General features: G+C 72.1%; 22 protein-coding genes and 1 riboswitch. Of the genes, 13 read left to right on the top strand and 9 right to left on the bottom strand.

Going from position 1 to position 20,214, the window contains the following annotated elements; translation table 11 throughout:
- The first annotated feature begins 1 nt into the window (after position 1).
- Together ACZ6R9_RS17445 and ACZ6R9_RS17440 are read left to right on the top strand one after the other, a co-directional pair.
- Positions 2-694: an HAD family hydrolase gene (locus tag ACZ6R9_RS17445; protein WP_465538768.1), complete on the top strand. Its 693-nt coding sequence runs from the start codon at positions 2-4 to the stop codon at positions 692-694.
- 101 nt (positions 695-795) lie between these two features.
- The gene (locus ACZ6R9_RS17440) at positions 796-1,464 is read left to right on the top strand and encodes an HhH-GDP family DNA glycosylase (RefSeq protein WP_380485195.1); all 669 of its coding nucleotides are present in this window, start codon (positions 796-798) and stop codon (positions 1,462-1,464) included.
- 134 nt (positions 1,465-1,598) lie between these two features.
- Here the strand turns inward: ACZ6R9_RS17440 and ACZ6R9_RS17435 are convergent, their stop codons facing one another.
- From ACZ6R9_RS17435 to ACZ6R9_RS17415, 5 genes are all read right to left on the bottom strand, one after another.
- Positions 1,599-2,024 carry a hypothetical protein gene (locus ACZ6R9_RS17435; protein WP_380485194.1) on the bottom strand — a complete coding sequence of 142 codons (426 nt, stop codon included), beginning with the start codon at positions 2,022-2,024 and terminating at the stop codon, positions 1,599-1,601.
- Positions 2,025-2,374: 350 nt separating this feature from the next.
- Positions 2,375-2,542, bottom strand: a complete 168-nt coding sequence (locus ACZ6R9_RS17430) for a hypothetical protein (protein ID WP_380485193.1) — start codon at positions 2,540-2,542, stop codon at positions 2,375-2,377.
- Positions 2,543-2,569: 27 nt separating this feature from the next.
- Entirely contained in the window at positions 2,570-4,738 is a 2,169-nt protein-coding gene (locus ACZ6R9_RS17425) for an MMPL family transporter (RefSeq protein WP_465538767.1), read from the bottom strand.
- A 139-nt stretch (positions 4,739-4,877) separates the two neighbouring features.
- Complete coding sequence (locus tag ACZ6R9_RS17420) at positions 4,878-5,267, bottom strand: DUF302 domain-containing protein (protein WP_380485188.1); 390 nt, start codon at positions 5,265-5,267, stop codon at positions 4,878-4,880.
- A 159-nt stretch (positions 5,268-5,426) separates the two neighbouring features.
- Positions 5,427-6,377 (bottom strand): cytochrome c oxidase assembly protein, encoded by a 951-nt coding sequence (locus tag ACZ6R9_RS17415; RefSeq protein WP_380485186.1) that lies wholly within the window; start codon positions 6,375-6,377, stop codon positions 5,427-5,429.
- Positions 6,378-6,531: 154 nt separating this feature from the next.
- Between ACZ6R9_RS17415 and ACZ6R9_RS17410 the strand changes: the two genes are divergently transcribed.
- A complete protein-coding gene (locus tag ACZ6R9_RS17410; protein WP_465538766.1) occupies positions 6,532-7,905 on the top strand; it encodes an FtsW/RodA/SpoVE family cell cycle protein in 1,374 nt (457 codons plus the stop codon).
- A gap of 200 nt (positions 7,906-8,105) precedes the next feature.
- Here the strand turns inward: ACZ6R9_RS17410 and ACZ6R9_RS17405 are convergent, their stop codons facing one another.
- The 3 genes from ACZ6R9_RS17405 to ACZ6R9_RS17395 all read right to left on the bottom strand — a co-directional run bounded on the left by ACZ6R9_RS17405 (position 8,106) and on the right by ACZ6R9_RS17395 (position 10,612).
- Entirely contained in the window at positions 8,106-9,494 is a 1,389-nt protein-coding gene (locus tag ACZ6R9_RS17405) for an FAD-dependent oxidoreductase (protein WP_380485182.1), read from the bottom strand.
- Positions 9,495-9,682: 188 nt separating this feature from the next.
- Positions 9,683-10,321, bottom strand: coding sequence for an MSMEG_1061 family FMN-dependent PPOX-type flavoprotein (locus ACZ6R9_RS17400; protein WP_465538765.1), 639 nt, complete (start codon positions 10,319-10,321; stop codon positions 9,683-9,685).
- A 39-nt stretch (positions 10,322-10,360) separates the two neighbouring features.
- On the bottom strand, positions 10,361-10,612 hold the full coding sequence (locus ACZ6R9_RS17395; protein ID WP_465538764.1) for an SCO4226 family nickel-binding protein: 252 nt from the start codon (positions 10,610-10,612) through the stop codon (positions 10,361-10,363).
- 149 nt (positions 10,613-10,761) lie between these two features.
- Positions 10,762-10,889, top strand: a riboswitch (FMN riboswitch).
- A gap of 191 nt (positions 10,890-11,080) precedes the next feature.
- On the opposite strand from ACZ6R9_RS17395, the gene ACZ6R9_RS17390 reads away from it, so the two are divergent.
- The 9 genes from ACZ6R9_RS17390 (at position 11,081) to ACZ6R9_RS17350 (ending at position 18,530) form a co-directional block, all read left to right on the top strand.
- Positions 11,081-11,740, top strand: a complete 660-nt coding sequence (locus tag ACZ6R9_RS17390) for a riboflavin synthase (RefSeq protein ID WP_380485175.1) — start codon at positions 11,081-11,083, stop codon at positions 11,738-11,740.
- Positions 11,737-12,378, top strand: a complete 642-nt coding sequence (locus tag ACZ6R9_RS17385) for a nicotinamide mononucleotide transporter family protein (RefSeq protein ID WP_380485173.1) — start codon at positions 11,737-11,739, stop codon at positions 12,376-12,378. Before ACZ6R9_RS17390 ends, ACZ6R9_RS17385 begins: the two co-directional genes overlap by 4 nt.
- Positions 12,375-13,640, top strand: coding sequence for a bifunctional 3,4-dihydroxy-2-butanone-4-phosphate synthase/GTP cyclohydrolase II (locus ACZ6R9_RS17380; protein WP_465538763.1), 1,266 nt, complete (start codon positions 12,375-12,377; stop codon positions 13,638-13,640). Before ACZ6R9_RS17385 ends, ACZ6R9_RS17380 begins: the two co-directional genes overlap by 4 nt.
- A 46-nt stretch (positions 13,641-13,686) precedes the next feature.
- The gene (ribH, locus tag ACZ6R9_RS17375) at positions 13,687-14,172 is read left to right on the top strand and encodes a 6,7-dimethyl-8-ribityllumazine synthase (protein ID WP_380485169.1); all 486 of its coding nucleotides are present in this window, start codon (positions 13,687-13,689) and stop codon (positions 14,170-14,172) included.
- 104 nt (positions 14,173-14,276) lie between these two features.
- Positions 14,277-14,549, top strand: a complete 273-nt coding sequence (locus tag ACZ6R9_RS17370) for a phosphoribosyl-ATP diphosphatase (RefSeq protein WP_380485168.1) — start codon at positions 14,277-14,279, stop codon at positions 14,547-14,549.
- A gap of 40 nt (positions 14,550-14,589) precedes the next feature.
- Positions 14,590-15,438, top strand: a complete 849-nt coding sequence (gene hisG, locus ACZ6R9_RS17365) for an ATP phosphoribosyltransferase (RefSeq protein WP_380485166.1) — start codon at positions 14,590-14,592, stop codon at positions 15,436-15,438.
- A gap of 58 nt (positions 15,439-15,496) precedes the next feature.
- Positions 15,497-15,955, top strand: coding sequence for a PH domain-containing protein (locus ACZ6R9_RS17360; RefSeq protein WP_380485164.1), 459 nt, complete (start codon positions 15,497-15,499; stop codon positions 15,953-15,955).
- Between the two features lie 206 nt (positions 15,956-16,161).
- The gene (locus tag ACZ6R9_RS17355; protein ID WP_380485162.1) at positions 16,162-17,502 is read left to right on the top strand and encodes a hemolysin family protein; all 1,341 of its coding nucleotides are present in this window, start codon (positions 16,162-16,164) and stop codon (positions 17,500-17,502) included.
- Positions 17,499-18,530: a hemolysin family protein gene (locus ACZ6R9_RS17350; RefSeq protein ID WP_380485160.1), complete on the top strand. Its 1,032-nt coding sequence runs from the start codon at positions 17,499-17,501 to the stop codon at positions 18,528-18,530. The genes ACZ6R9_RS17355 and ACZ6R9_RS17350 overlap by 4 nt, the downstream gene beginning before the upstream one ends.
- Positions 18,531-18,582: 52 nt before the next feature.
- Here ACZ6R9_RS17350 and ACZ6R9_RS17345 read toward each other — a convergent pair whose 3' ends face one another.
- Positions 18,583-19,467, bottom strand: coding sequence for an SDR family NAD(P)-dependent oxidoreductase (locus tag ACZ6R9_RS17345; RefSeq protein ID WP_465538762.1), 885 nt, complete (start codon positions 19,465-19,467; stop codon positions 18,583-18,585).
- 68 nt (positions 19,468-19,535) lie between these two features.
- Between ACZ6R9_RS17345 and ACZ6R9_RS17340 the strand changes: the two genes are divergently transcribed.
- Positions 19,536-20,201, top strand: coding sequence for a TetR/AcrR family transcriptional regulator (locus ACZ6R9_RS17340; protein WP_380485156.1), 666 nt, complete (start codon positions 19,536-19,538; stop codon positions 20,199-20,201).
- Positions 20,202-20,214: the final 13 nt, after the last annotated feature.

Here is a 20,214-nt window from a genome sequence, read left to right as displayed (position 1 = left end):
GATGCGCATCGAGGCGGTGCTGTTCGACCTCGACGGGACCTTGATGGACCACGACGGCGCGGCCGAGGTCGCCGTACTGGCCGGCGCCGCCGCCGAACTCGCCGGACAGCCACTGGACCGGGACGGGTTGCTGCGGTTCTGGCGCGAGCTGGAACACCGCGAGTACGACCGGTACCTGGCAGGCGAGTTGACGGTGCAGCAACAGCGCCGGCACCGGGCGCTCGGCCTGGCCCGGTACCTCGGGCTGGGCGAGTGGTCGGACGAACGGGCCGACGCCTGGTTCGCCGGATATCTCCGCCGGTACCGGAGGTCCTGGCGGGCGTTTCCCGAAGTGCCGCGCGCGATCCGCGAGTTGGGGGCCGGACGGCAGCTGGGCGTGATCACCAACGGCGAGGGCGACATGCAGCGCAGCAAGCTGCACGCCGTCGGCCTCGGCACCCTGGCCGCGCACACCACCGCCTCCGGCGACGCGGGCTGCGCCAAACCCGCCCCGGCGATCTTCCACCTGGCCTGCCGCGCCCTCGGCGTCGCCCCCGAGCGCGCCGCGTACGTCGGCGACCGGCTGGACGTGGACGCGCAGGCCGCCACCGAGGCCGGACTGCTCGGCATCTGGCTGGAGCGCGAACCCACCGGCGCGGACGCGACCGTCCCCCGGGTGCGCACACTCACCGAGGTCGCCGCGCTGCTGGGCTGAACCCCGCGCGGCGTGCCTGCGGGCCGCCCGGGGCCCCCGCCGCGTACCGTCGGGCCCGGACGGCTGACGGTTCGTCAGCGAAGGGACTCAGGGAGGCCGGTATGGACGCGCGGCAACGAGTGGCAGTACTGGTGGCGGAGGCGGGAACCACCTACGCCGAACAGGCAGGCATCGACATCGCCGACCGGCCCGCCGAACTGTGGCAGCTGCTGATGCTCAGCAACCTGGTCTCGGCCCGCATCCAGGCCGAGATCGCCGTCACCGGCACGGCCTCCCTGGTCGCGGCCGGGGCGGGCACCCCCGCGGGCACGCTCGAACTGGACTGGCAGCAGCGCAAGGACGCGCTGATCGCCGGCCGTTACCAGCACTTCGCCGACGGCACCGCCACCCGGCTCGGCGAATGCGCCCGGCTCGCCCAGGGCGAATACGGCGGCGACCTGCGAAAACTCGCCGCCGCCGCGCAGGGCCGCCCCGAACGCACCCGGGCCCTGCTGCAACGTTTCCCCGGCATCGGCCCGGCCGGCGCCGCCGCGTTCTGCCGCGAGGCCCAGGCGGTCTGGCCCCACCTCCGCCCCGCTCTCGACGCCCGCGCCATCACCGGCGCCGAACGCCTCGGCCTGCCCACCGACCCCACCGAACTCGCCACCCTCATCGACCCCTCCGAGCTCCACCGCCTCGCCGACGCCCTGGTCCGCGCCGCCCTCGACCCCACCCTGGCCGAACGCGTCCTGGCCGCCACCGCCGGCAGTGCGGAGGCCGCGCCCGTGTAGGCCTTCTCCTCCGGGTTTCGAGGTGGGCAGCAGCGTGACGGTTCGCCGGTAGGAGCTCCGTGTGCCGACCTCGGCCGAACTCCGGGGTTCTTGCTTTCCTCCCCATGGCCCCATGGGGAGGGGCTTGCCGGTCGTCAGGCCGGACCGTACGCCCTCTCGGCCATCGTGGCGACCGTGAGCGGGAACTCGTGCGCCGGTACGGCGGGCGAAGCGGGGTAAGCGGCCTTCAACGCCCCGGCGGGCCAGAACGCCACCCGGCAGGCCGAGCAGAACCAGGCGTGCTCCCACACCTGCATCCGCCGGGTCCAGACAGCCCGGTGAAAGGACGACAGCTTGTCCTTGGCGGACGGAGGCGGAACCCGGTCATGGAAGAAGTAGAGAACCACGAAGAGGCCAATGCCGGGTATCGGGAACCCTGCCAGGATGGCTCCCAGGCTCCGCCCGGTGGTGTAGGCGACCAGGACCGCCACCAGGGCGGCTGCCAGGTAACCGCCGGCGATCAGCGCCGCCATCCGCGTGCCGAGGGTCCAGCGGGGCTTGGCAGCGGCGGTCTCGGCCACCGGCGGTGGGGGCGGCGGGGCGACCTCGAGCGCGGGTGGATCACCCTCGTACGCCTGGCGTGCCCTGAGAGTACTGCCGGTCTCTCCACACCGCGGACATTTCTCGGACACGGCCGTTCGTTCCCCTCTGATGGTCCACCCCCGGTCGGACACCGGCACGTCGAGTGCCTGCCTCGCCGCGCCTGTGCGCACGTCGCAGCGGACTCTAGCCAACTGCCGCGACACCAGCGGGAACAGGGGGCCCGGGAGCGGTCCGCCGAGCCCGACGCGGGTTCGGGGAACGCCGAGCGCCCCCGCCCTGATGGTGGGCGGGGGCGCGGTTCGGGCGGCTCAGTGGCCGAGGGTGCGGGTCAGCGGCCGAAGATGCGGCTCAGCCAGGAGCCGGAGGCGGCCTTGTCGGCCGCGGTGCAGGAGCAGCGCTGGGACTTGGGGATTCCGGCGAGGACCTGCTCGACGTGCATGCCGCAGCCGGCGTAGGAGGGCTTGTTGCAGGTCTTGCAGGTGATGCGACGGCACATGGGGGTGGGTCCTTTCGGGGAGGGGTGTCAGGTGTGCGAGAAGGGGATGTTGGGGAGGACGCGGTCCAGCCAGCGGGGGGTGTGCCAGGCGGCGCGGCCGGTCAGGCGGAGCAGTACGGGCAGCAGCACCAGGCGGACCAGGGCGGCGTCCAGCAGGACGGCGACGCCGAGCACGATGCCCATCTCCTTGGGCGGCAGCGGGCCGGAGATGGCGAAGGTGAAGAACACCGCGACCATCACGGCGGCCGCCGCGAAGATCACCCGGCCGGAGTGGGCCAGTGCGCCGACCATCGCCTTGCGCGGGTCACCGGTGCGCTCGTACTGCTCCTTGGCGGAGGCCAGCAGGAAGACGGTGTAGTCCATCGCGATCGCGAAGATCATCGCGAAGAAGAACACTGGTGCCCAGCCGTCCAGGAAGCCCTGCGGGGTGAAGCCCAGCAGTCCGGAGCCGTGGCCGTCCTGGAAGATCAGCCGGGCGACGCCGAACGCCGCGCCGGTGGACAGCAGGCTGGCGGCCGTGCCGAGCGCCGCGATCAGCGGGGCGCGCAGCGCGAACAGCAGCAGTACGAAGCCGAGCGCCATCACGACGCCGATGACCAGCGGGGTCTTCTCGGTCAGCAGGTGCTGCAGGTCGAGGTTCTCCACCGCCGCGCCGCCGACCAGGGTGTGGTCGGGCAGTTCGGCGCGCAGCGTGTTCACGGTGTGGCCGAGCTGCGGGTCGGACGGGTCCACGGACGGGACGGCCTGGATCATCGACAGGTCGGTGCCGTCGGCGGCCGGCATCGCGGGCATGACGCCGGCGATTCCGGGCGTCCCGGCGACGGTCTGCGCGGTGGCGGCGGCCTGGTCGGTGGGGGTGAGGATCTGCAGGGTGCCGGGGGCGCCGGCGCCGAACGCCTGCTGGACGGCGGTGTAGCCGGCCCGGGCGCTGGCGTCGCCGGGCAGCACGTTGATGGACGGCATCGCGGTGCGCAGTCCGATCACCGGCGCGGCCAGCGCCAGCAGGGCGACCAGGGCGAGCGCGCCCCAGCGCAGCGGCTGCTTCCACAGGCGCTCGCCCCAGGCGGCGAACCGCGGCGAGGTCTGCTCCTCGCGCTTGGCCCAGGGCAGCGAGACGGCGTCGACGCGGTGGCCCAGCTTGCCGAGCACGGCGGGCAGCAGGGTCAGGGTGGCGCCGAGCACGAACAGCACGGCCAGCATGATGCCGCCGGCCATCGAGCGGAACGCGGGGGACGGGACCAGCATCACGGCGGACAGGCTGACCAGCACGGTGGCGCCGGAGAGCAGCACGGCCTTGCCCGCGGTGTCCATGGTTTCCGCGACCGCCCGTGAACTGCCGCTTCCCCGTTCGGCGTTGGCGCGTGCGGCGCGGAACCGGACGACCAGGAACAGCGCGTAGTCGATGCCCAGCGCGAGGGCGAACATCATGGCGAAGTTCATCGCCCAGATGGAGACCGGGAACAGGTGGCTGATCAGCACCAGCGAGCCGGCCGAGGCGGCCAGTCCGGCCATGGTCAGCAGCAGCGGCAGTCCGGCGGCGACCAGCGAGCCGAACGCCAGCACCAGGATGGCCAGGGTGACCGGCCAGGACATGATCTCGGACTTCATCATCGCGTCGTGGTTGGCGGTGTTGAAGTCGCTCCACAGCACGGACGCGCCGGTCGCGGTGACGTCCACGCCGCCGCCGGACAGTTCGCGCAGCGGCTCCTTCAGGTCGTCGGCGGCGCGCACCATGTCGTCCGGCGAGGCGTTGGCGCCGGCCAGCAGTACGGCGGTGCGGCCGTCCTGGCTGATCGTCGCGCCGGGCTGCGGCGGGACGACGGTGGAGATCCGGCTGTCGGCGGTGGCCAGCGCGCCGGCCCGGTCGACCACCTGCTGCACGCCGGGGTCGGTCACCGGGCGGTCGGCGTGCACCACGATCTGGATCGCGGAGGAGGCGTTGCCCGCGAAGTGCTCCTCGGCGAGGGTGCGGACCTTCACCGAGTCGGAGCCGTTGGCCTGCCAGCCCGCGCCGGAGAGCGCGGTGGTGACCTTCGGGGCGAAGGCGCCGAGGCCGATCACGACGATCAGCCAGCCGACCAGAACGGTCTTGAAGTGGTGGACGGACCAGACGCCGAGGCGGCCTAGCAGCCCGTCCCGGGGCGGGGCGACGGCCGGGGGCGCGGTGGCGGCCGGCGCGGGGGCGGAGCGGTTCACAGGTGTTTCTCCAAGCGGGCGGGGATCCGCCGGTCCAAGGGTAATACCTAGGGGGGTATATGTGGAGGCAGGCGGGGGCCAGGGTGCGAATGCGGAGGGGGCGGGGGGCGTGGGAGCGCCCCCTGCCGGGGTGTGCGGGTCAGGCGTTCAGGGCGGCCATCGCGGCGCGCAGCTTGGCGGCGGCCTCGTCGGCCACCGCGCCGAGCTCGGGACGGCCGGTGAACTGCACCATCAGCTTCGGGTCCATGGCCTCGGCCAGGACGCTGCCGCCAAGGTCGCGCACCACCACGTTGCACGGCAGCATCAGGCCGACCCGGCGGTCGATCTCCAGGGCGCGGTGCGCGAGCTCCGGGTTGCAGGCGCCGAGGATCAGGTAGTCCTCCATGCCGACGCCGATCTTGGCCTGCAGGGTGGCCGGCATGTCGATCTCGGTGAGGATGCCGAAGCCCTGCGCGGCGAGGGCCGCGCGGACCCGGTCGACCGCGTCCGTGAACGGGTGGTTCAGGAGGGCGGTGAAGTCGTCGGTCATGTCGCCGAGCCTCTCTGGTCGATGCTGTGGTTTGTCCGTGTTCTGGTGCTTCGATACCCCCATGGGTATTCAGCGTACGCCCAGTGCAACCGGACCGGCGGGAGGCGCATTCCCGGGCGCGCCGGGTGACGTGCGTCTCACCCGGTTGCCCGACGGCGGTCAGCCGCCGTAGCGGTGACGCAGGTTGGGGTCGTCCAGCCACCACGGCCGGTCGTCCGCCGGGGCCTCGCCCGTCTCCACGGCCACGGCCCGGTCGCGCTCGGCGGCATCCAGCGCGGCGTCCACGGCGGCGGTCTCGGCCCGGCCGGTGACGATCAGGCGGCGGATCAGCGCGACCAGGAACGGCAGGCCGACCAGGTCGCCGAGGATCCAGATCGCGTTGCCGCCGACGAACTGGTCCCGGGCGAGCGAGGGGCCCCAGGCACGGGCCAGGCCCGCGTAGTACGGCTCGGCGACCACATGGCCGCCGTAGAGCAGCACCAGGGCCAGCGCCGCGTCGAACACCACCTCGACGAAACTGATCACCACACCGATCATCAGCGGATACTCGCGCGCCACCGGGTCCAGTTGCAGGCGCGGCCAGAAATACAGCAGGCCGAGCAGCACCAGCAGCAGATGGAAGCCGATGTTCCCGGCCGTGCTGGTCAGCGTCTCGGTGTACCAGGGCGTGAAGTACAGCAGCCACGGCGGCGCCACCAGCAGCACGGTGGACACCAGCGGGAACATCAGCACCCGGGACGCCCGCCCGCCGAGCGCGGCCCGCAGCCGCTCCCGGCCGGCCGGCGGCAGGGTGTCGGCCAGCAGCGAGACGGGGGCGCCGAGCGCCAGCAGCAGCGGGACCAGCATCAGCAACAGCACCATCTGCACGGCGCGGTCGGTGAACAGCACCCGCTCGTAGACGCCGAGGCCGGAACTGGTGGTCCACACCCACACCATCAGCCCGCCGAGGAACGCCGCCGTGCGGTACCAGGGCCAGCCGCCGCGCCGTCGGACGCCCACCAGATAGCCGCCGGCCAGCAGCACGGTGAGGGCGGCGACCGCCGGTTCCAGGGTCCAGGTGTCGGCCAGCGCCGACCAGTGCCAGGGCGCGACGGCCGCGGGGTGGGGCATGGCGGGGGCTCTCCTACGGTCGCTTTCCGGCCGCTTCGCCCGACGGGTGGAACCGCACACCGGCACCCGGCGTCGTCGCAGCGCCGGGTCCGTGTGCAAGGACCCGACACCGAAGTTCTACACGCCTGTAGAAAACCTTCGAGAGGGGGCCCGGGTGACAAAGGCTCCGCGCAGCGCCGGCCGCCGACGCGCCACCCACCGCCGCAACGTCGAACTGGGCCTGCTGGCCCTCGCGGTGACGGTGTGCCTGGCCGGCTGGGCGAGCGCGAACCTGGCCCTGACCGGCACCCTCCCGCCCGGACTGCTGCCCTACGGCGCCGGCCTGACCGTCCTCACCGCCGTCCTGCACCTGGTGGTCCGCCGCTCCGCCCCCTACGCCGACCCGCTGATCCTGCCCCTGGCCGTGCTGCTCACCGGCCTCGGACTGGTCCTGCTCGACCGCCTCGACTTCTCGTACAAGATCTGGCACGCCGCCAAGGGCGACTGGCAGAAACTCCCCGCCGCGCCCAGCCAGGTGCAGTGGACGGTGGTCGCCACCGTGGGCGCCGCCGTGCTGCTGGTGGTGGTCAAGCACCACCGGCTGCTCCAGAAGTACGTCTACCTGATCATGGCCGGTGCGCTGGTCCTGCTGGCCGCACCCGCGTTCTTCCCCGGCGACAGCTTCGGCGCCAAGCGCTGGATCCGGCTCGGCGGGCTCTCCTTCGAACCCGACGAGTTCGTCAAGGTCGCCATCGCCGTCTTCTTCGCGGGCTACCTGACCGCCAACCGGGACGCGCTCGCCCTCACCGGCCGCAAGGTCTGGGGCGTCAACCTGCCGCGCGGCCGCAACCTCGGGCCGGTCCTGGCGATCTGGGTGATCAGCCTGCTGGTGCTGATCTTCGAACGCGACCTCGGCACCTCGCTGATCTTCTTCGGCGTCTTCGTGGTGATGCTCTACACCGCCACCGAACGCACCGGCTGGGTCCTGATCGGCCTGCTCATGGCTGCCGCGGGCGCCGCCGTGGTCGGCGACCTCGAACCGCACGTGCACGGCCGCGTCGAGGCCTGGCTGCACCCCCTCGACTACTACCTGCCGGTGCACAACCCCGACCTGGTCTCCGACCAACCCGCGCAGGCCCTGTTCAGCCTCGGCAGCGGCCACCTGCTGGGCACCGGCCTCGGCCAGGGCAAACCCTTCCTGATCGGCTTCGCCGGGCGCAGCGACTTCATCTTCACCACCATCGGCGAAGAACTCGGCCTGGCCGGTGGCATGGCCGTCCTGCTGCTCTACGGCCTGTTCGTGCAACGCGGCCTGCGCACGGCCGTCGCCGTCACCGACCCCTTCGGCAAACTCCTCGCCACCGGCCTCTCCGCGGCCGTCGCCCTCCAGGTCTTCGTGGTCGTCGGCGGCGTCACCGGCCTCATCCCCCTCACCGGCAAGGCCCTCCCCTTCCTCGCTGCCGGCGGCTCCTCCCTCACCGCGAACTGGCTCCTCACGGCCGTCCTGCTCAAACTCTCCGACGCAGCGGGCCGGGCCGAGCTGGAGTGAGCAGGCAGCGGGTGCGAAGACAGGGGCGGGGGGAACTGCGCGACAAGCGCAAAGCCCGTCCGCAAGGACGCGATCACGTGCAAGTCATTGCCCTGCGTCGCGATCTTGCGGTCGGGTGCCTTCCGCTGCGCGCAGTTCTCCCCCAGCCCTAGCGGGCCGGGAGGTACCCCCACGCGCCCCCGGTTGTGCTCTCCCGGCTGCTATCGCGGGTTGCGTTCCGCCGCCAGGTCGCTCGCCGAGGCGTCCAGCATTGCGACCCGGTCCACCACCTTCACCCGCTCGCGGCCCTCCGCCTCGCCGAGGGCCTTCTCGTGTGCGTCCAGCCGCTGCCACCCCTCCCAGGTGGTGAAGTCGACGCCGCGCGAGCGCAGGAAGTCCACCACGGCGTCCTCGCCGGGCTCGGCGGCCGGCCGCAGCGCGCCGGAGGCGTGGTCGGCGACCAGGCAGGCGATGGTCTCGTTCGCGTCGCCCTTGGTGTGGCCGATCAGGCCGACGGGGCCGCGCTTGACCCAGCCGGTGACGTACACGGACGGCAGGTGGGTGCCGTTCTCGTGGACGCGGCCCGCCTCGTGCGGAACCGTCGCGGAGAGGGCGTCGAACGGCAGCTTCGGCAGCTCGTCGGAGCGGTAGCCGACCGCGCGGTAGACCGCCTGGACGGGCCATTCGCGGAAGGTGCCGGTGCCGACCGTGTTACCGGTGCCGTCGAGCGCGGTGCGCTCGGTGCGCAGCGCGACGACCCGGCCGTCCTCGCCGAGGACCTCGACCGGGTTCTCGAAGAAGTGCAGGTGGATGCGGTGCGGCCGGTCGCCGGTGTCGCGGATCGCCCAGTTCTCCAGCGTCGAGGCGACCATGTCGGCCTGCTTGTTGGCGCGCCGGGTGGCGATCGAGGCGTCGTCGTAGTCGATGTCCTCGGGGTCGACGATCACCTCGATGGTGGGGGAGTGGTCGAGCTCGCGGAGTTCCATCGGGGAGAACTTGGCCTGCGCGGGGCCGCGCCGTCCGAACACGTGGACCTCGCGGGCGCGGTTCGCGGCGAGGCCGGCGTGGACGTTCGGCGGGATCTCGGTGGGCAGCAGTTCGTCGGCGGTCTTGGCGAGCACCCGGGCGACGTCGAGGGCGACGTTGCCGACGCCGAGGACGGCGACCTGTTCGGCCTCCAGCGGCCATTCGCGCGGGACTTCGGGGTGGCCGTCGTACCAGGAGACGAAGTCCGCGGCGCCGTAGGAGCCGTCGAGTTCGATGCCCGGTATCGCCAGGTCGCGGTCGGCCTCGGCGCCGGTGGCGAAGACCAGGGCGTCGTAGAAGCGGTGGAGCTCGTCCAGGGAGAGGTCGCCGGGGTAGTCGACGTTGCCGAGCAGGCGGACCTGCGGCTTGTCGAGGACCTGGTGGAGGGCGGTGACGATGCCCTTGATCCGGGGGTGGTCGGGGGCGACGCCGTAGCGGATCAGGCCGAAGGGGGCGGGCAGCCGCTCGATCAGGTCGATGGAGACCCCGGGGGCGGTGGCCAGTTCGGACTTCAGCAGGGCGTCGGCGGCGTAGATCCCGGCGGGGCCGGCACCGACGACGGCCACCCGGACGGGGCGGGACATGGGCAGGTACTCCTGTTTCAGTTTTGGGCGCGTACCGCCAGCCTTCCGGCGGTCGGCGGCGCCCGGTACGGTGCTCCGGCTTATGTCTCCATAAGTCGAAGCTATGACCCCCCAAAGTTCCGCCTATGCGGCGCCTGTCTGCCTTCCAGCATGCACGAGCGCCGCACCATCCCCCCGGCGGGCCCGGCTCACTCGTACCGCAGGCGCAACGACTCCTCCTCGGCGGCCCGGATCTGCTCCAGCGTCAGCTCCGGGTCGTTCAGGTGGGAGAGGGTGATCTCGGCGGACGCGGGGGCCGCGTCGTCGGGCAGCCACTGCTCGGGGCGCCAGGCCGAACTGCGCATGAGCGCCTTCGGGCAGTGCCCGTACACCTCGTCCGTGGCGACCACGATCGCGGTGCGCGGCGGCTTGCCGACGGCGGTCAACCGCGCCAGCAGCCGAGGGTCCTCGCTGACGCAGGCCCGGCCGTTGACGCGCAGAGTGGCCGCCCGGCCGGGGACGAGGAAGATCAGCCCGGCCATTTTGGTGGCGACGATGTTGTGCAGGCTGTCGAGGCGGCGGTTGCCGGTGGCGTCCGGTATGGCGATGGTCCGCTCGTCCAGCACGGAGACGAAACCGGGCGGGCCGCCGCGCGGGGTGGCGTCGCAGTTGCCGTCCGCGTCGGCGGTGGCGAGGAACACCAGCGAGGAGCAGCCGATGAACCGGCGCGCCGCGTCGTGCAGGTGGTCGACCTGCTTGCGCCGCACCAGCTCGCTCGGCTGCTCGTACAGGCCGCGCAGGCGGGCCGGATCGCGGATCGCGTCCGCGGCGAGGGCGTCGAAGATCACCGATCCGACACTACCCCCGCCCACCGGCCCGCGGGAGGGTCAGACCTGAAGCGGAACCGGGTGCACCTCGTCCGCCGGGTGCCCGGTGCGCTCGTGGACGCGCTGGACGGCCTCCTTGGACGGCGCGGACGACAGGCAGTAGACGGTGCCGGACTCCGGGTCGGCCCAGGCCTGCTGGAACTTCACGCCCTCCTGGGCCTGCGCCGCGAGGTCCGCCTCGTGCGCGGCCTTCAACTGGTCGGCGGTGATGCCTTTCATGCCGTGGTGGACGTCCATGTACATCGTCGTCATCGTGACTCAACTCCTCGGCCGGGAGCCCCCGGTACGAAAGGTGGCTCATTTCCACCCTGCGACCGCGACGTGAAGCAGACCACAGGAGACGTTCTTGCCTTCCTGGTCCATGCGCGTGCAAGAATGCTGGTGAAGTAGCAGTGACGTTCAGCGCACTCCGGGGTCGGTGAAATTCCGAGCCGGCGGTTACAGTCCGCGACCCGTCCGCAGCCAGCGGCCGGTTGACCAGGTGAAATTCCTGGACCGACGGTTAAAGTCCGGATGGGAGGCGTGCGCGGCGGACAAGTGCGTCCGTCACCTGGGCCCACCCGAGGGCCGGGGTGCGGAAGCACGGCTTTTTCGGCAGCGAACCCGTGCCACGACCGTTTCCGGCCGAGGCTCCACGGGGGCGTTCCCGGCGTGCCACGTCCGCAGTCAACTCCCGATCGCCGCCCCGGAGTCCGCGCCCCAAGCGCGAGGAGAACCCGGGTGTTCACCGGCATCATCGAAGAGCTCGGCGAGGTCGTCTCCATCGAGGAGATCGGCGAATCCTCGCGAATCCGCCTGCGCGGCCCGCTGGTCACCGCGGACGCCCGCCACGGCGACTCCGTCGCGGTCAACGGCGTCTGCCTGACCGTCGTCGACGACAACGAACAACTCGCCAAGCGCGAGGGCGAGTTCAGCGCCGACGTGATGCGCGAGACGCTCAAGCGCTCCAGCCTCGGCGCGCTGCGCCCCGGCTCCCGGGTCAACCTGGAACGGGCGATGGCGCTCGGCGACCGGCTCGGCGGCCACCTCGTGCAGGGCCACGTCGACGCCACCGGCACCCTGCTCTCCCGCGAGCCGGGCGACCTGGACGCGGACGGGAATCCGCGCTGGGAGGTGGTGCGTTTCTCCCTGCCGCAGCCGATCTCGCGCTACCTGGTGGAGAAGGGGTCGATCACCGTGGACGGAGTGAGCCTCACCGTGGTCGAGGCCGCCCGCGACACCTTCACCGTCTCGCTGATCCCCGCCACGCTCGCCCTGACCACGCTCGGGGTGAAGGCGGTGGGCGACCCCGTCAACCTGGAGGTGGACGTGCTCGCCAAGTACGTGGAACGACTGCTCGAACACCGTGCCCTGCCCGACACCCTGGGGGAAACCAAGTGAGCTCGCTCGCAGATCTGACGTTCACCGCCTTCGGCGAGCAGGTGAAGGTGGCGGACATGGTCGGCAACCTGATAGGGCTCGCCGGGCTGGCCTTCGGCTGGCGCCGCTCGGTGCTGACCTGGCCCGCCCAGCTGCTGGCCGGCACCGTGCTGATCAGCGTGTTCCTCGGCGGACACGTGCCCGGACTGATCGGCAAGCAGGTGATCGTCGTGGTCACCGCGATCTGGGGCTGGACCCAGTGGCACCGCGGCCGCCGCGACACCGGCGAGATCCAGGTCCGGTTCGCCGACTGGCGGCAGCGATCCGTACTGATCCTGGCCACCGCGGCCGGCACCGCCGCCGTCGCCGCGCTGTTCTACGCCAACCCGCAGCTGTCCTGGAACCCGCTGCTGGACGCGTACATCTTCACCGGCACGCTGGCCGCGATGTACGCCCAGGCCCGCGGCTGGGTGGAGTTCTGGTTCGCCTGGATCGCCGTTGACGTGATCAGCGTGCCGTACAGCTACGCCCACGGCTACGTGTTCTCCGCGCTCACCTTCACCATCTACTTCGTCCTGGTGGTGGCCGGCCTGGTCAGCTGGTGGACGAAGGCCCGCACCGTACGAACCGCCCCGCGCGCGAAGGAAGTTGCCGTATGAGCGCCGACCAGCCCGAAGCACCGATCGCCCTCGACCCGGTGGAACGCGCCATCGCCGACATCGCGCTCGGCCGCGCCGTGATCGTGGTGGACGACGAGGACCGCGAGAACGAGGGCGACATCATGTTCGCCGCGTCCGCCGCCACCCCCGAACTGATGGCCTTCACCGTCCGCTACAGCTCCGGCGTGATCTGCGTCCCGATGACCGGCGAGGAGCTCGACCGGCTCAAGCTGCCGCCGATGACCCGGGTCAACGAGGACCGCAAGGGCACCGCCTACGCCGTCTCGGTGGACGCCCGCGAGGGCGTGGACACCGGCATCTCCGCCGCCGACCGGGCCCGCACCGTCCGGCTGCTGGCCTCGCCCGGCACCGAACCCGGCGACCTCTCCCGGCCCGGCCACGTCTTCCCGCTGCGCGCGGTGGACGGCGGCGTGCTGGTACGCCCCGGACACACCGAGGCCACCGTCGACCTGGTCCGGCTGGCCGGCCTCGCCCCCGCCGGGGCGATCGCCGAGGTGGTCAACGACGACGGCACCATGGCCCGGCTGCCCGAACTGCACGCCTTCGCCCGCGAGCACGGCCTGGCGATCATCTCCATCGCGGACCTGATCGCCTACCGGCGCCGCACCGAACTGCACGTCGATCGCGCCGCCGTCACCGGACTGCCCACCGACCACGGCGAGTTCACCGCCGTCGGCTACCGCGGCACCATCGACGGCGCCGAGCACCTGGCCCTGGTGGCCGGCGGCCTGGACGCCGACGGGAAGCTCCCCGACGGCGAGGACGTGCTGGTGCGGGTGCACTCCGAGTGCCTGACCGGCGACGTGTTCAGCTCGCTGCGCTGCGACTGCGGCCCGCAGCTGCACGCCTCGCTGCGGGCCGTCGCCGACGCCGGCCGCGGCGTGGTGCTGTACCTGCGCGGCCACGAGGGCCGGGGCATCGGCCTGGCCCACAAGCTGCGCGCCTACGAGCTCCAGGAGCAGGGCCGCGACACCGTCGACGCCAACCTCGACCAGGGGCTGCCCGTCGATGCCCGCGACTACTCGATCGCCGGGCAGATGCTCGCCGACCTCGGCGTGCGCTCGCTCACCCTGCTCTCCAACAATCCGGCCAAACAGGCCGCCCTCGCCGAGCAGGGCCTGAAGGTCGCCGCGCGCCGTCCCCTGCCCACCGCCACCGGCGCGCACAACCTGCGCTACCTGCGCACCAAGCGCGACCGGATGGGTCACGACCTGCCGTGGCTCGAGGACGACAGCAAGTAGTCGTAGTAACAAGTGTTCTGAAGCACCGTCGAAAGAGGAACCTGACATGGCCGGCCACGGAGCACCCGATCTGTCCTTGAAGCACTACGCCGACCTGCGGGTCGCGATCATCGCCGCGCAGTGGCACGAGCAGGTGATGGACGGACTGCTGGACGGCGCGCACCGCGCGCTGAAGGAGCTCGGGATCGAGGGAGCGACCGTGGTCCGCGTCCCCGGCACCTTCGAACTTCCGGTTGCCGCCAAGCAGCTGGCCGGCCGCGGGTACGACGCGGTGGTGGCGCTGGGCGTGGTGGTGCGCGGCGGCACCCCGCACTTCGACTACGTCTGCCAGGGCGCGACGCTCGGCCTGACCCAGGTCGCGGTGGACACCGGCGTCCCGGTCGGTTTCGGCGTGCTGACCTGCGACACCGAGCAGCAGGCGCTGGACCGCGCCGGCCTGCCCGACTCCACCGAGGACAAGGGCCACGAGGCGGTCGTCGCCGCCGTCCTCACCGCCGCCACGCTGCGCGAGGTCGTCGAGCCCTGGCGTTGAACCGACGATCGCACCGTGAATGGCCGGTTTGGATGTCCACCGGACTGTCCACGGTGCGAAACGTTTACCGCCCGTCAGCCCGCACCCCGTAAGGTGAGGTCATCATGGCTTCCAAGACATTCGAGGCGCTCTTCACCGAGCTCCAGCAGAAGGCCGCCACCGGCGACCCCGAGACCTCCCGCACCGCCCAGCTCGTGCAGCAGGGCGTTCATGCCATCGGCAAGAAGGTCGTCGAGGAGGCCGCCGAGGTCTGGATGGCCGCGGAGTACCAGTCGCCCGAGGAGGCGGCGGAGGAGATCTCCCAGCTCCTCTACCACGTCCAGGTGATGATGCTCGCCCGCGGGCTGACGCTCGAAGACGTCTACAAGTACCTGTAAGTCCCCCCACCGCACGCAGTCGACGAAGGGTTCGCCTCTCATGCTCCGCATCGCCGTCCCCAACAAGGGTTCGCTCTCGGGTCCCGCGGCGGAGATGCTCCATGAGGCCGGCTACCGGCAGCGCAAGGACGCCAAGGAACTCGTCCTGGTCGACCCGGACAACCAGGTCGAGTTCTTCTTCCTGCGCCCGCGTGACATCGCCGTCTACGTCGGCTCCGGCCGGCTCGACATCGGTATCACCGGCCGCGACCTGCTGCTGGACTCCGCCTCCGTCGCCGAGGAGGTGCTCGCGCTCGGCTTCGCCGGCTCGACCTTCCGGTTCGCCAAGCCGGTCGGCGCGGAGATCTCCACCGTCCAGGACCTCGACGGCCTGCGGATCGCCACCTCCTACACCGGGCTGGTCGAGCAGCACCTCGCCGAGCACGGCGTGAAGGCCACCGTCACCAAGCTGGACGGCGCGGTGGAGACCGCCGTGCACCTGGGCGTCGCCGAGGTCATCGCCGACGTGGTGGAGACCGGCACCAGCCTGCGCAACGCCGGCCTGGAGGTGTTCGGCGACCCGATCCTGATCTCCGACGCCGTGGTGATCCGGCCCAAGGGCGCCGGCGAGGACCCCGCCGTGGACCAGTTCCTGCGCCGCCTGCAGGGCGTACTGGTGGCCCGCCGCTACGTGCTGATGGACTACGACATCAAGGCCGAGAACGTCGGCGCGGCCGTCGCGCTCACCCCCGGCCTGGAGTCGCCGACCGTCTCGCCGCTGCACACCGCGGGCTGGGTCGCGGTCCGCTCCATGGTGCTCCGCAAGGAGGCCCAGCGGATCATGGACGACCTGTGGGCGATCGGCGCCCGCGCCATCCTGGTCACCAACATCCACGCCTGCCGCATCTGATCCGCCGTCGGGCGGGGTCCACCTCTGCGGTGGCCCCGCCCTTTTCCGGGAGCCACCCGTGTCTGTGCCCACGTCCCTCGCCTCTGCCACCCTGCCCGTCACCTGGGCCCCCCGCCGCAACCGCGCCGTGCTGCTCACGCTGTGTGCCGTGATGGTGGTGCTGTTCACCGTGCTCGCCGTCGCCCTGCCGGAGAACTGGCAGCTCAGGGACCGGGCGATGATGGTGGTCAGCGGACTGCTGTTCGCCGGGGTCGGACTGATGCTGGCCCGGCCCAAGGTGGTCGCCGACGCCGACGGGCTGACCGTGGTCAACTTCGTCCGCAGCCGCCGCCTGTCCTGGGCCGAGGTGGTCCGGGTCAACCTCAAGCACGGCGACCCGTGGGTGATGCTCGACCTTGCCGACGGCACCGCGCTGGCCGCCGTCGGCATCCAGCCCGCCGGCGGCCGCGACCAGGCCGTCACGGCCGCCCGCACGCTGCGCGACCTGGTCGAGGAACGCGGCGCGAGCCGGCCCTGACGCGCCCCTGGGCGGCCCCGGCCGAGCGGGCCCCGAGAACCGTTCGGGTATCGTCTACGCTGGTAAAACCGCGGCAAAGCCTCCATGTGTCCGGCTTTCCGCCCCCACCCGCGACCTGAGGAGTGACACCTCCCCTCGATGGACGATCCGTCCGGTAGTACCCGCGCCGCCACGCACATTCCGAGCCAGGGAAGGCGGGCGGCCCGATGACCACCGCCTGGCTCCTGCTGCTCGCGGCATTCCTGCTCATCCTCGCCAACGGCCTGTTCGTGGCCGCCGAGTTCGCGTTCGTGACCGCCGACCGCGGCACCGTGGAACGCGCCGCGGCCACCGGCGACGGCCGGGCGAAGAGCCTCTCCAAGGCCCTGCACCAGCTGTCCTTCCAGCTCTCCGGCGCCCAGCTCGGCATCACCATCACCTCGCTGGTGGTCGGCATGCTCGCCGAGCCGGCGCTGTCCACCCTGCTCTCCCCGGTGTTCACCGCCGTCGGCCTGCCCGACGCGGCGGCCCGCGGCACCGCGCTGATCGTCGGCCTGGTGCTGGCCACCGTGCTGCAGATGGTGATCGGCGAACTCGTCCCGAAGAACTGGGCGATCTCCCACCCGATGCAGGTCGCCTACGCCGTGGTCGGCCCGCAGCGCGTGTTCTCCGCCGCCTGCCGCCCGCTGATCGCGTTCCTGAACGGCTCCGCCGACCGGATCGTCCGGGCCCTCGGCGTCGAGCCGCAGGAGGAACTCGGCCACGCCCGCACCGCCGACGAACTCGTCGCGCTCGCCCGGCACTCCTACCAGGCCGGCGCGATGGACGAGGAGTCGACCGTCCTGTTCGTGCGCACCCTGGGCCTGCGCGAGCTGACCGCCGAATCCGTGATGACCCCGCGGATCGACGTCGCCGCGCTCCAGGAGGACGCCACCGCCGGCGACGTGCTCAACCTCACCCGGGCCACCGGGCTGAGCCGCTTCCCGGTGTACAGCGACAGCCTGGACAACGTCACCGGCACCGTCACGCTCAAGGACGCGCTCGCCGTCCCCGCCGACCGCCGCGACCACACCAAGGTCCGACACCTGGCCACCCTGCCGCTGCTGGTCCCCGAGACGCTGCCCGTCGAGCGGCTGCTCGACCTGCTGCGCGGCAGCGAACCGATGGCCGTGGTGATCGACGAGTACGGCGGCACCGCCGGCGTCGCCACCATCGAGGACATCGTCGAAGAGGTGGTCGGCGAGGTCCAGGACGAGCACGACCCCGACGACGCCCCCGAGCTGCGCCCGCTCGCCCCGCGCGACGGACTGCCGGTCTGGGACGCCGACGGCCGGGCCCGGCTCGACCAGCTCGCCAAGATCGGCCTGCACGCCCCCGACGGCCCCTACGAGACCCTCGGCGGACTGCTCGCCGACCTGCTCGGCAAGCTCCCCGCGGTCGGCGAGAGCGCCGAACTGCCGGACTGGAAGCTGACCGTGACCGCCGTGGACCGGCACCGCACCAGCCGGGTCGAGGTGCGCCGCACCCGCCCCGCCGATGACCAGGACGACCAGGACGGCCACCGATGAGCGCCCTGCAACTCGCCTTCTCGCTGCTCCTGCTGCTCGGCAACGCGTTCTTCGTCGGCGCCGAGTTCGCCGTCATCTCGGTGCGCCGCAGCCAGATCGAACCGCTCGCCGAGGCCGGCGACAAGCGCGCCCGCACCGTGCTGCACGCGCTGTCCAACGTCTCCGCGATGCTGGCCGCCGCCCAACTCGGCATCACCGTCTGCTCGCTGCTGCTCGGCGCGCTCGCCGAGCCGACCATCGCGCACCTGCTGGAACCCGCGTTCCACGCGCTCGGCGTGCCCGACACGGCGATCCACCTGCTCAGTTACGCCATCGCGCTCAGCCTGGTGGTGTTCCTGCACATGGTGATCGGCGAGATGGTGCCGAAGAACCTGGCACTGGCCGGGCCGGAGAAGGCCGTGCTGTGGCTCGGCCCGCCGCTGGACCGGCTGGCCCGCTGGCTGGCCCCGGCGATCGCCTTCCTGAACGCCTTCGCCAACAGCGTGCTGCGGCTGTTCCGGGTTGAACCCAAGGACGAGGTCAACTCGGTGTTCACCAGCGAACAGCTGCTGCACCTGCTGGCCGACTCCGGCGAGGCCGGTCTGCTCGACGACACCCGCCGCGAACGCCTGGAGGACGCCCTGGAGATGGGCAGCCGCCCCGTCACCGAGGTGCTGCTGCCCGCCGACCAGCTGGTCACCGTCGGCGCGGGCGTCACCGGCGAACAGATCCAGCAGCTGGCCGTCCGCACCGGCTTCTCGCGCTTCCCGGTCACCGACGAACAGGGCGCCGTGCTCGGCTACCTGCACGTCAAGGACTCGCTGGAGGTGGACGACCTCACCGCGCCCGTCCCCGACCGGCTGTGGCGCCCGATCACCGTGGTCCGCTCCGGCCTGCCACTGGACGACGCGCTCGCCGCGATGCGCCGCGCCGCCGCCCACCTGGCCGCCGTGGTGGACGCGGACGGCCGCCAGCTCGGCCTGGTCGCCCTGGAGGACGTCCTGGAGGAACTGGTCGGCGAGGTCCACGACCCGGACCACCGCCGCTGACGTCCTGCTCCCTCCCGGCCCCGTCGCAGCTGCTGCGGCGGGCCGTTCGCCGTCACCGCGCCGGTAGCTCGACCGGGTACGGCTCGGCGTAGTCCGCGGAGCGGCTGACCTGTTCCCAGGCGCCGGCCTCGGCGAGCTGCCGGCGGGAGTGATCCAGTGCCATGGTCGCCGCGTTCACGCCCAGCAGCAGGTGGCTCGGAAGCTCGGCGAGCCGCACGGTGCGGACGATGATCTCCGCGGCGCGCACCGGGTCGCCGGCGGCGCCGGGCCCGCCCTGGCGCATCCGGCGGTTCATCGCGCCGACCGTCTGCTCGTACTCCTCCGGGACGGGGTACGCCGTCATCGAGGCGCCCGCCCAGTCGGTGGCGAAGCCGCTCGGCTCGACCACCAGGTACCGGATGCCGAACGGCGCGGTCTCGGCGGCCAGTACCCGGGTGAAGCCGTCCACCGCGAACTTGGCGGCCTGGTACGAGGCGATGCCCGGCGACCCGCCGACCCGGCCGCCGACCGAGGAGAACTGCACCACGGTGCCCGCGCCCTGACGCCGCAGCACGGGCAGGGCGGCCTTGGTGACGTGGTAGACGCCCCAGAAGTTGGTCTCGAACTGGGCCCGGAAGTCGGCGTCGTCCGAGGTCTCGACGGGGGAGACGTTGGCGTAGCCGGCGTTGTTGACCAGCACGTCGATGCGGCCGAAGCGGTCGAGCGCGGCGTCGATCGCCGCCTGCGCGGCGGCCGGGTCGGTGACGTCGAGGGCGACGGTGAGGACGCGGTCGCCGTATCCGGCGAGTTCCGCGGCGAGGGGTTCGGGGCGGCGGGCGGTGGCGACGACCAGGTCGCCCGCGGCCAGCGCGGCGTCGACCAGGGCGCGGCCGAAGCCGCGGGACGAGCCGGTGATGAACCAGACCTGCTGCTGGGTGGTGCGCGCTTCTTCGCTCATGGCATTAGTAAAACACCGTTCTCTTATTAGCGCAACGGCGTTTCGTTAACGGCTCCTATGATGGGTCCATGACTGAGCCGGCATTCCGACGGGCGCGCAGCGCCGAGGCCAAGCAGGCGCGCGAAGGGGCGATCCTGGACGCGGCCCGGACACTCGGCGAGGGGCGCGGCATCCGCGACGTCACGCTCACCGACATCGCCGCCGAGGTCGGCATGCACAAGTCGGCGCTGCTGCGGTACTTCGAGACCAGGGAGCAGATCTTCCTCGAACTCACCGCCCAGGGCTGGCGCGAGTGGTCCGCCGCCCTGCGCGCCGACCTCGCGGCCCGGACGCACGCCGCCCCCGCCGAGGTCGCTGAGCTGCTCGCCGCGACGCTGTCGGCCCGCCCGATGTTCTGCGACCTGCTGGCGCAGGCCCCGCTCAACCTGGAGCGCAACGTCTCGGTGGAGGCGGTGCGCGCCTTCAAGCTCGTCACCCTGGACGAAGTCGCCCTGATCGGCGCGGAGTTGAACCGCCTGCTCGGCCTGACCGAGCAGCAGGTGCTGGACCTCGCCGCCACCGCCACCGGCATGGCCGGCGCCCTCTGGCAGATCGCCACCCCCGGCCCCCGGATCCGGGCGCTCTACGCCTCCGACCCCCGCCTCGGCCACGCGATCGTCGAGGTCGAACCCCGCCTGCGCCGCATCCTGACCGCCTACCTGACCGGAGTGCGGGCGACCGCCCCGGCGTCCTGAGCCCACGCCCGGC

This window comes from Kitasatospora sp. NPDC048662 (assembly GCF_055587065.1).
This window is presented reverse-complemented; position numbering and strand designations above follow the sequence as displayed.

Bases quoted from the DNA above. Each gene is read 5' to 3' on its own strand.
- ACZ6R9_RS17440 (WP_380485195.1), top strand. From the start codon at position 796: ATGGACGCGCGGCAACGAGTGGCAGTACTGGTGGCGGAGGCGGGAACC.
- ACZ6R9_RS17395 (WP_465538764.1), bottom strand. From the start codon at position 10,612: ATGACGACGATGTACATGGACGTCCACCACGGCATGAAAGGCATCACC.
- hisG (WP_380485166.1), top strand. From the start codon at position 14,590: ATGCTCCGCATCGCCGTCCCCAACAAGGGTTCGCTCTCGGGTCCCGCG.
- ACZ6R9_RS17370 (WP_380485168.1), top strand. From the start codon at position 14,277: ATGGCTTCCAAGACATTCGAGGCGCTCTTCACCGAGCTCCAGCAGAAG.
- ACZ6R9_RS17355 (WP_380485162.1), top strand. From the start codon at position 16,162: ATGACCACCGCCTGGCTCCTGCTGCTCGCGGCATTCCTGCTCATCCTC.
- ACZ6R9_RS17405 (WP_380485182.1), bottom strand. From the start codon at position 9,494: ATGTCCCGCCCCGTCCGGGTGGCCGTCGTCGGTGCCGGCCCCGCCGGG.
- ACZ6R9_RS17445 (WP_465538768.1), top strand. From the start codon at position 2: ATGCGCATCGAGGCGGTGCTGTTCGACCTCGACGGGACCTTGATGGAC.
- ribH (WP_380485169.1), top strand. From the start codon at position 13,687: ATGGCCGGCCACGGAGCACCCGATCTGTCCTTGAAGCACTACGCCGAC.
- ACZ6R9_RS17345 (WP_465538762.1), bottom strand. From the start codon at position 19,467: ATGAGCGAAGAAGCGCGCACCACCCAGCAGCAGGTCTGGTTCATCACC.
- ACZ6R9_RS17340 (WP_380485156.1), top strand. From the start codon at position 19,536: ATGACTGAGCCGGCATTCCGACGGGCGCGCAGCGCCGAGGCCAAGCAG.
- ACZ6R9_RS17430 (WP_380485193.1), bottom strand. From the start codon at position 2,542: ATGTGCCGTCGCATCACCTGCAAGACCTGCAACAAGCCCTCCTACGCC.
- ACZ6R9_RS17415 (WP_380485186.1), bottom strand. From the start codon at position 6,377: ATGCCCCACCCCGCGGCCGTCGCGCCCTGGCACTGGTCGGCGCTGGCC.
- ACZ6R9_RS17350 (WP_380485160.1), top strand. From the start codon at position 17,499: ATGAGCGCCCTGCAACTCGCCTTCTCGCTGCTCCTGCTGCTCGGCAAC.
- ACZ6R9_RS17380 (WP_465538763.1), top strand. From the start codon at position 12,375: ATGAGCGCCGACCAGCCCGAAGCACCGATCGCCCTCGACCCGGTGGAA.
- ACZ6R9_RS17420 (WP_380485188.1), bottom strand. From the start codon at position 5,267: ATGACCGACGACTTCACCGCCCTCCTGAACCACCCGTTCACGGACGCG.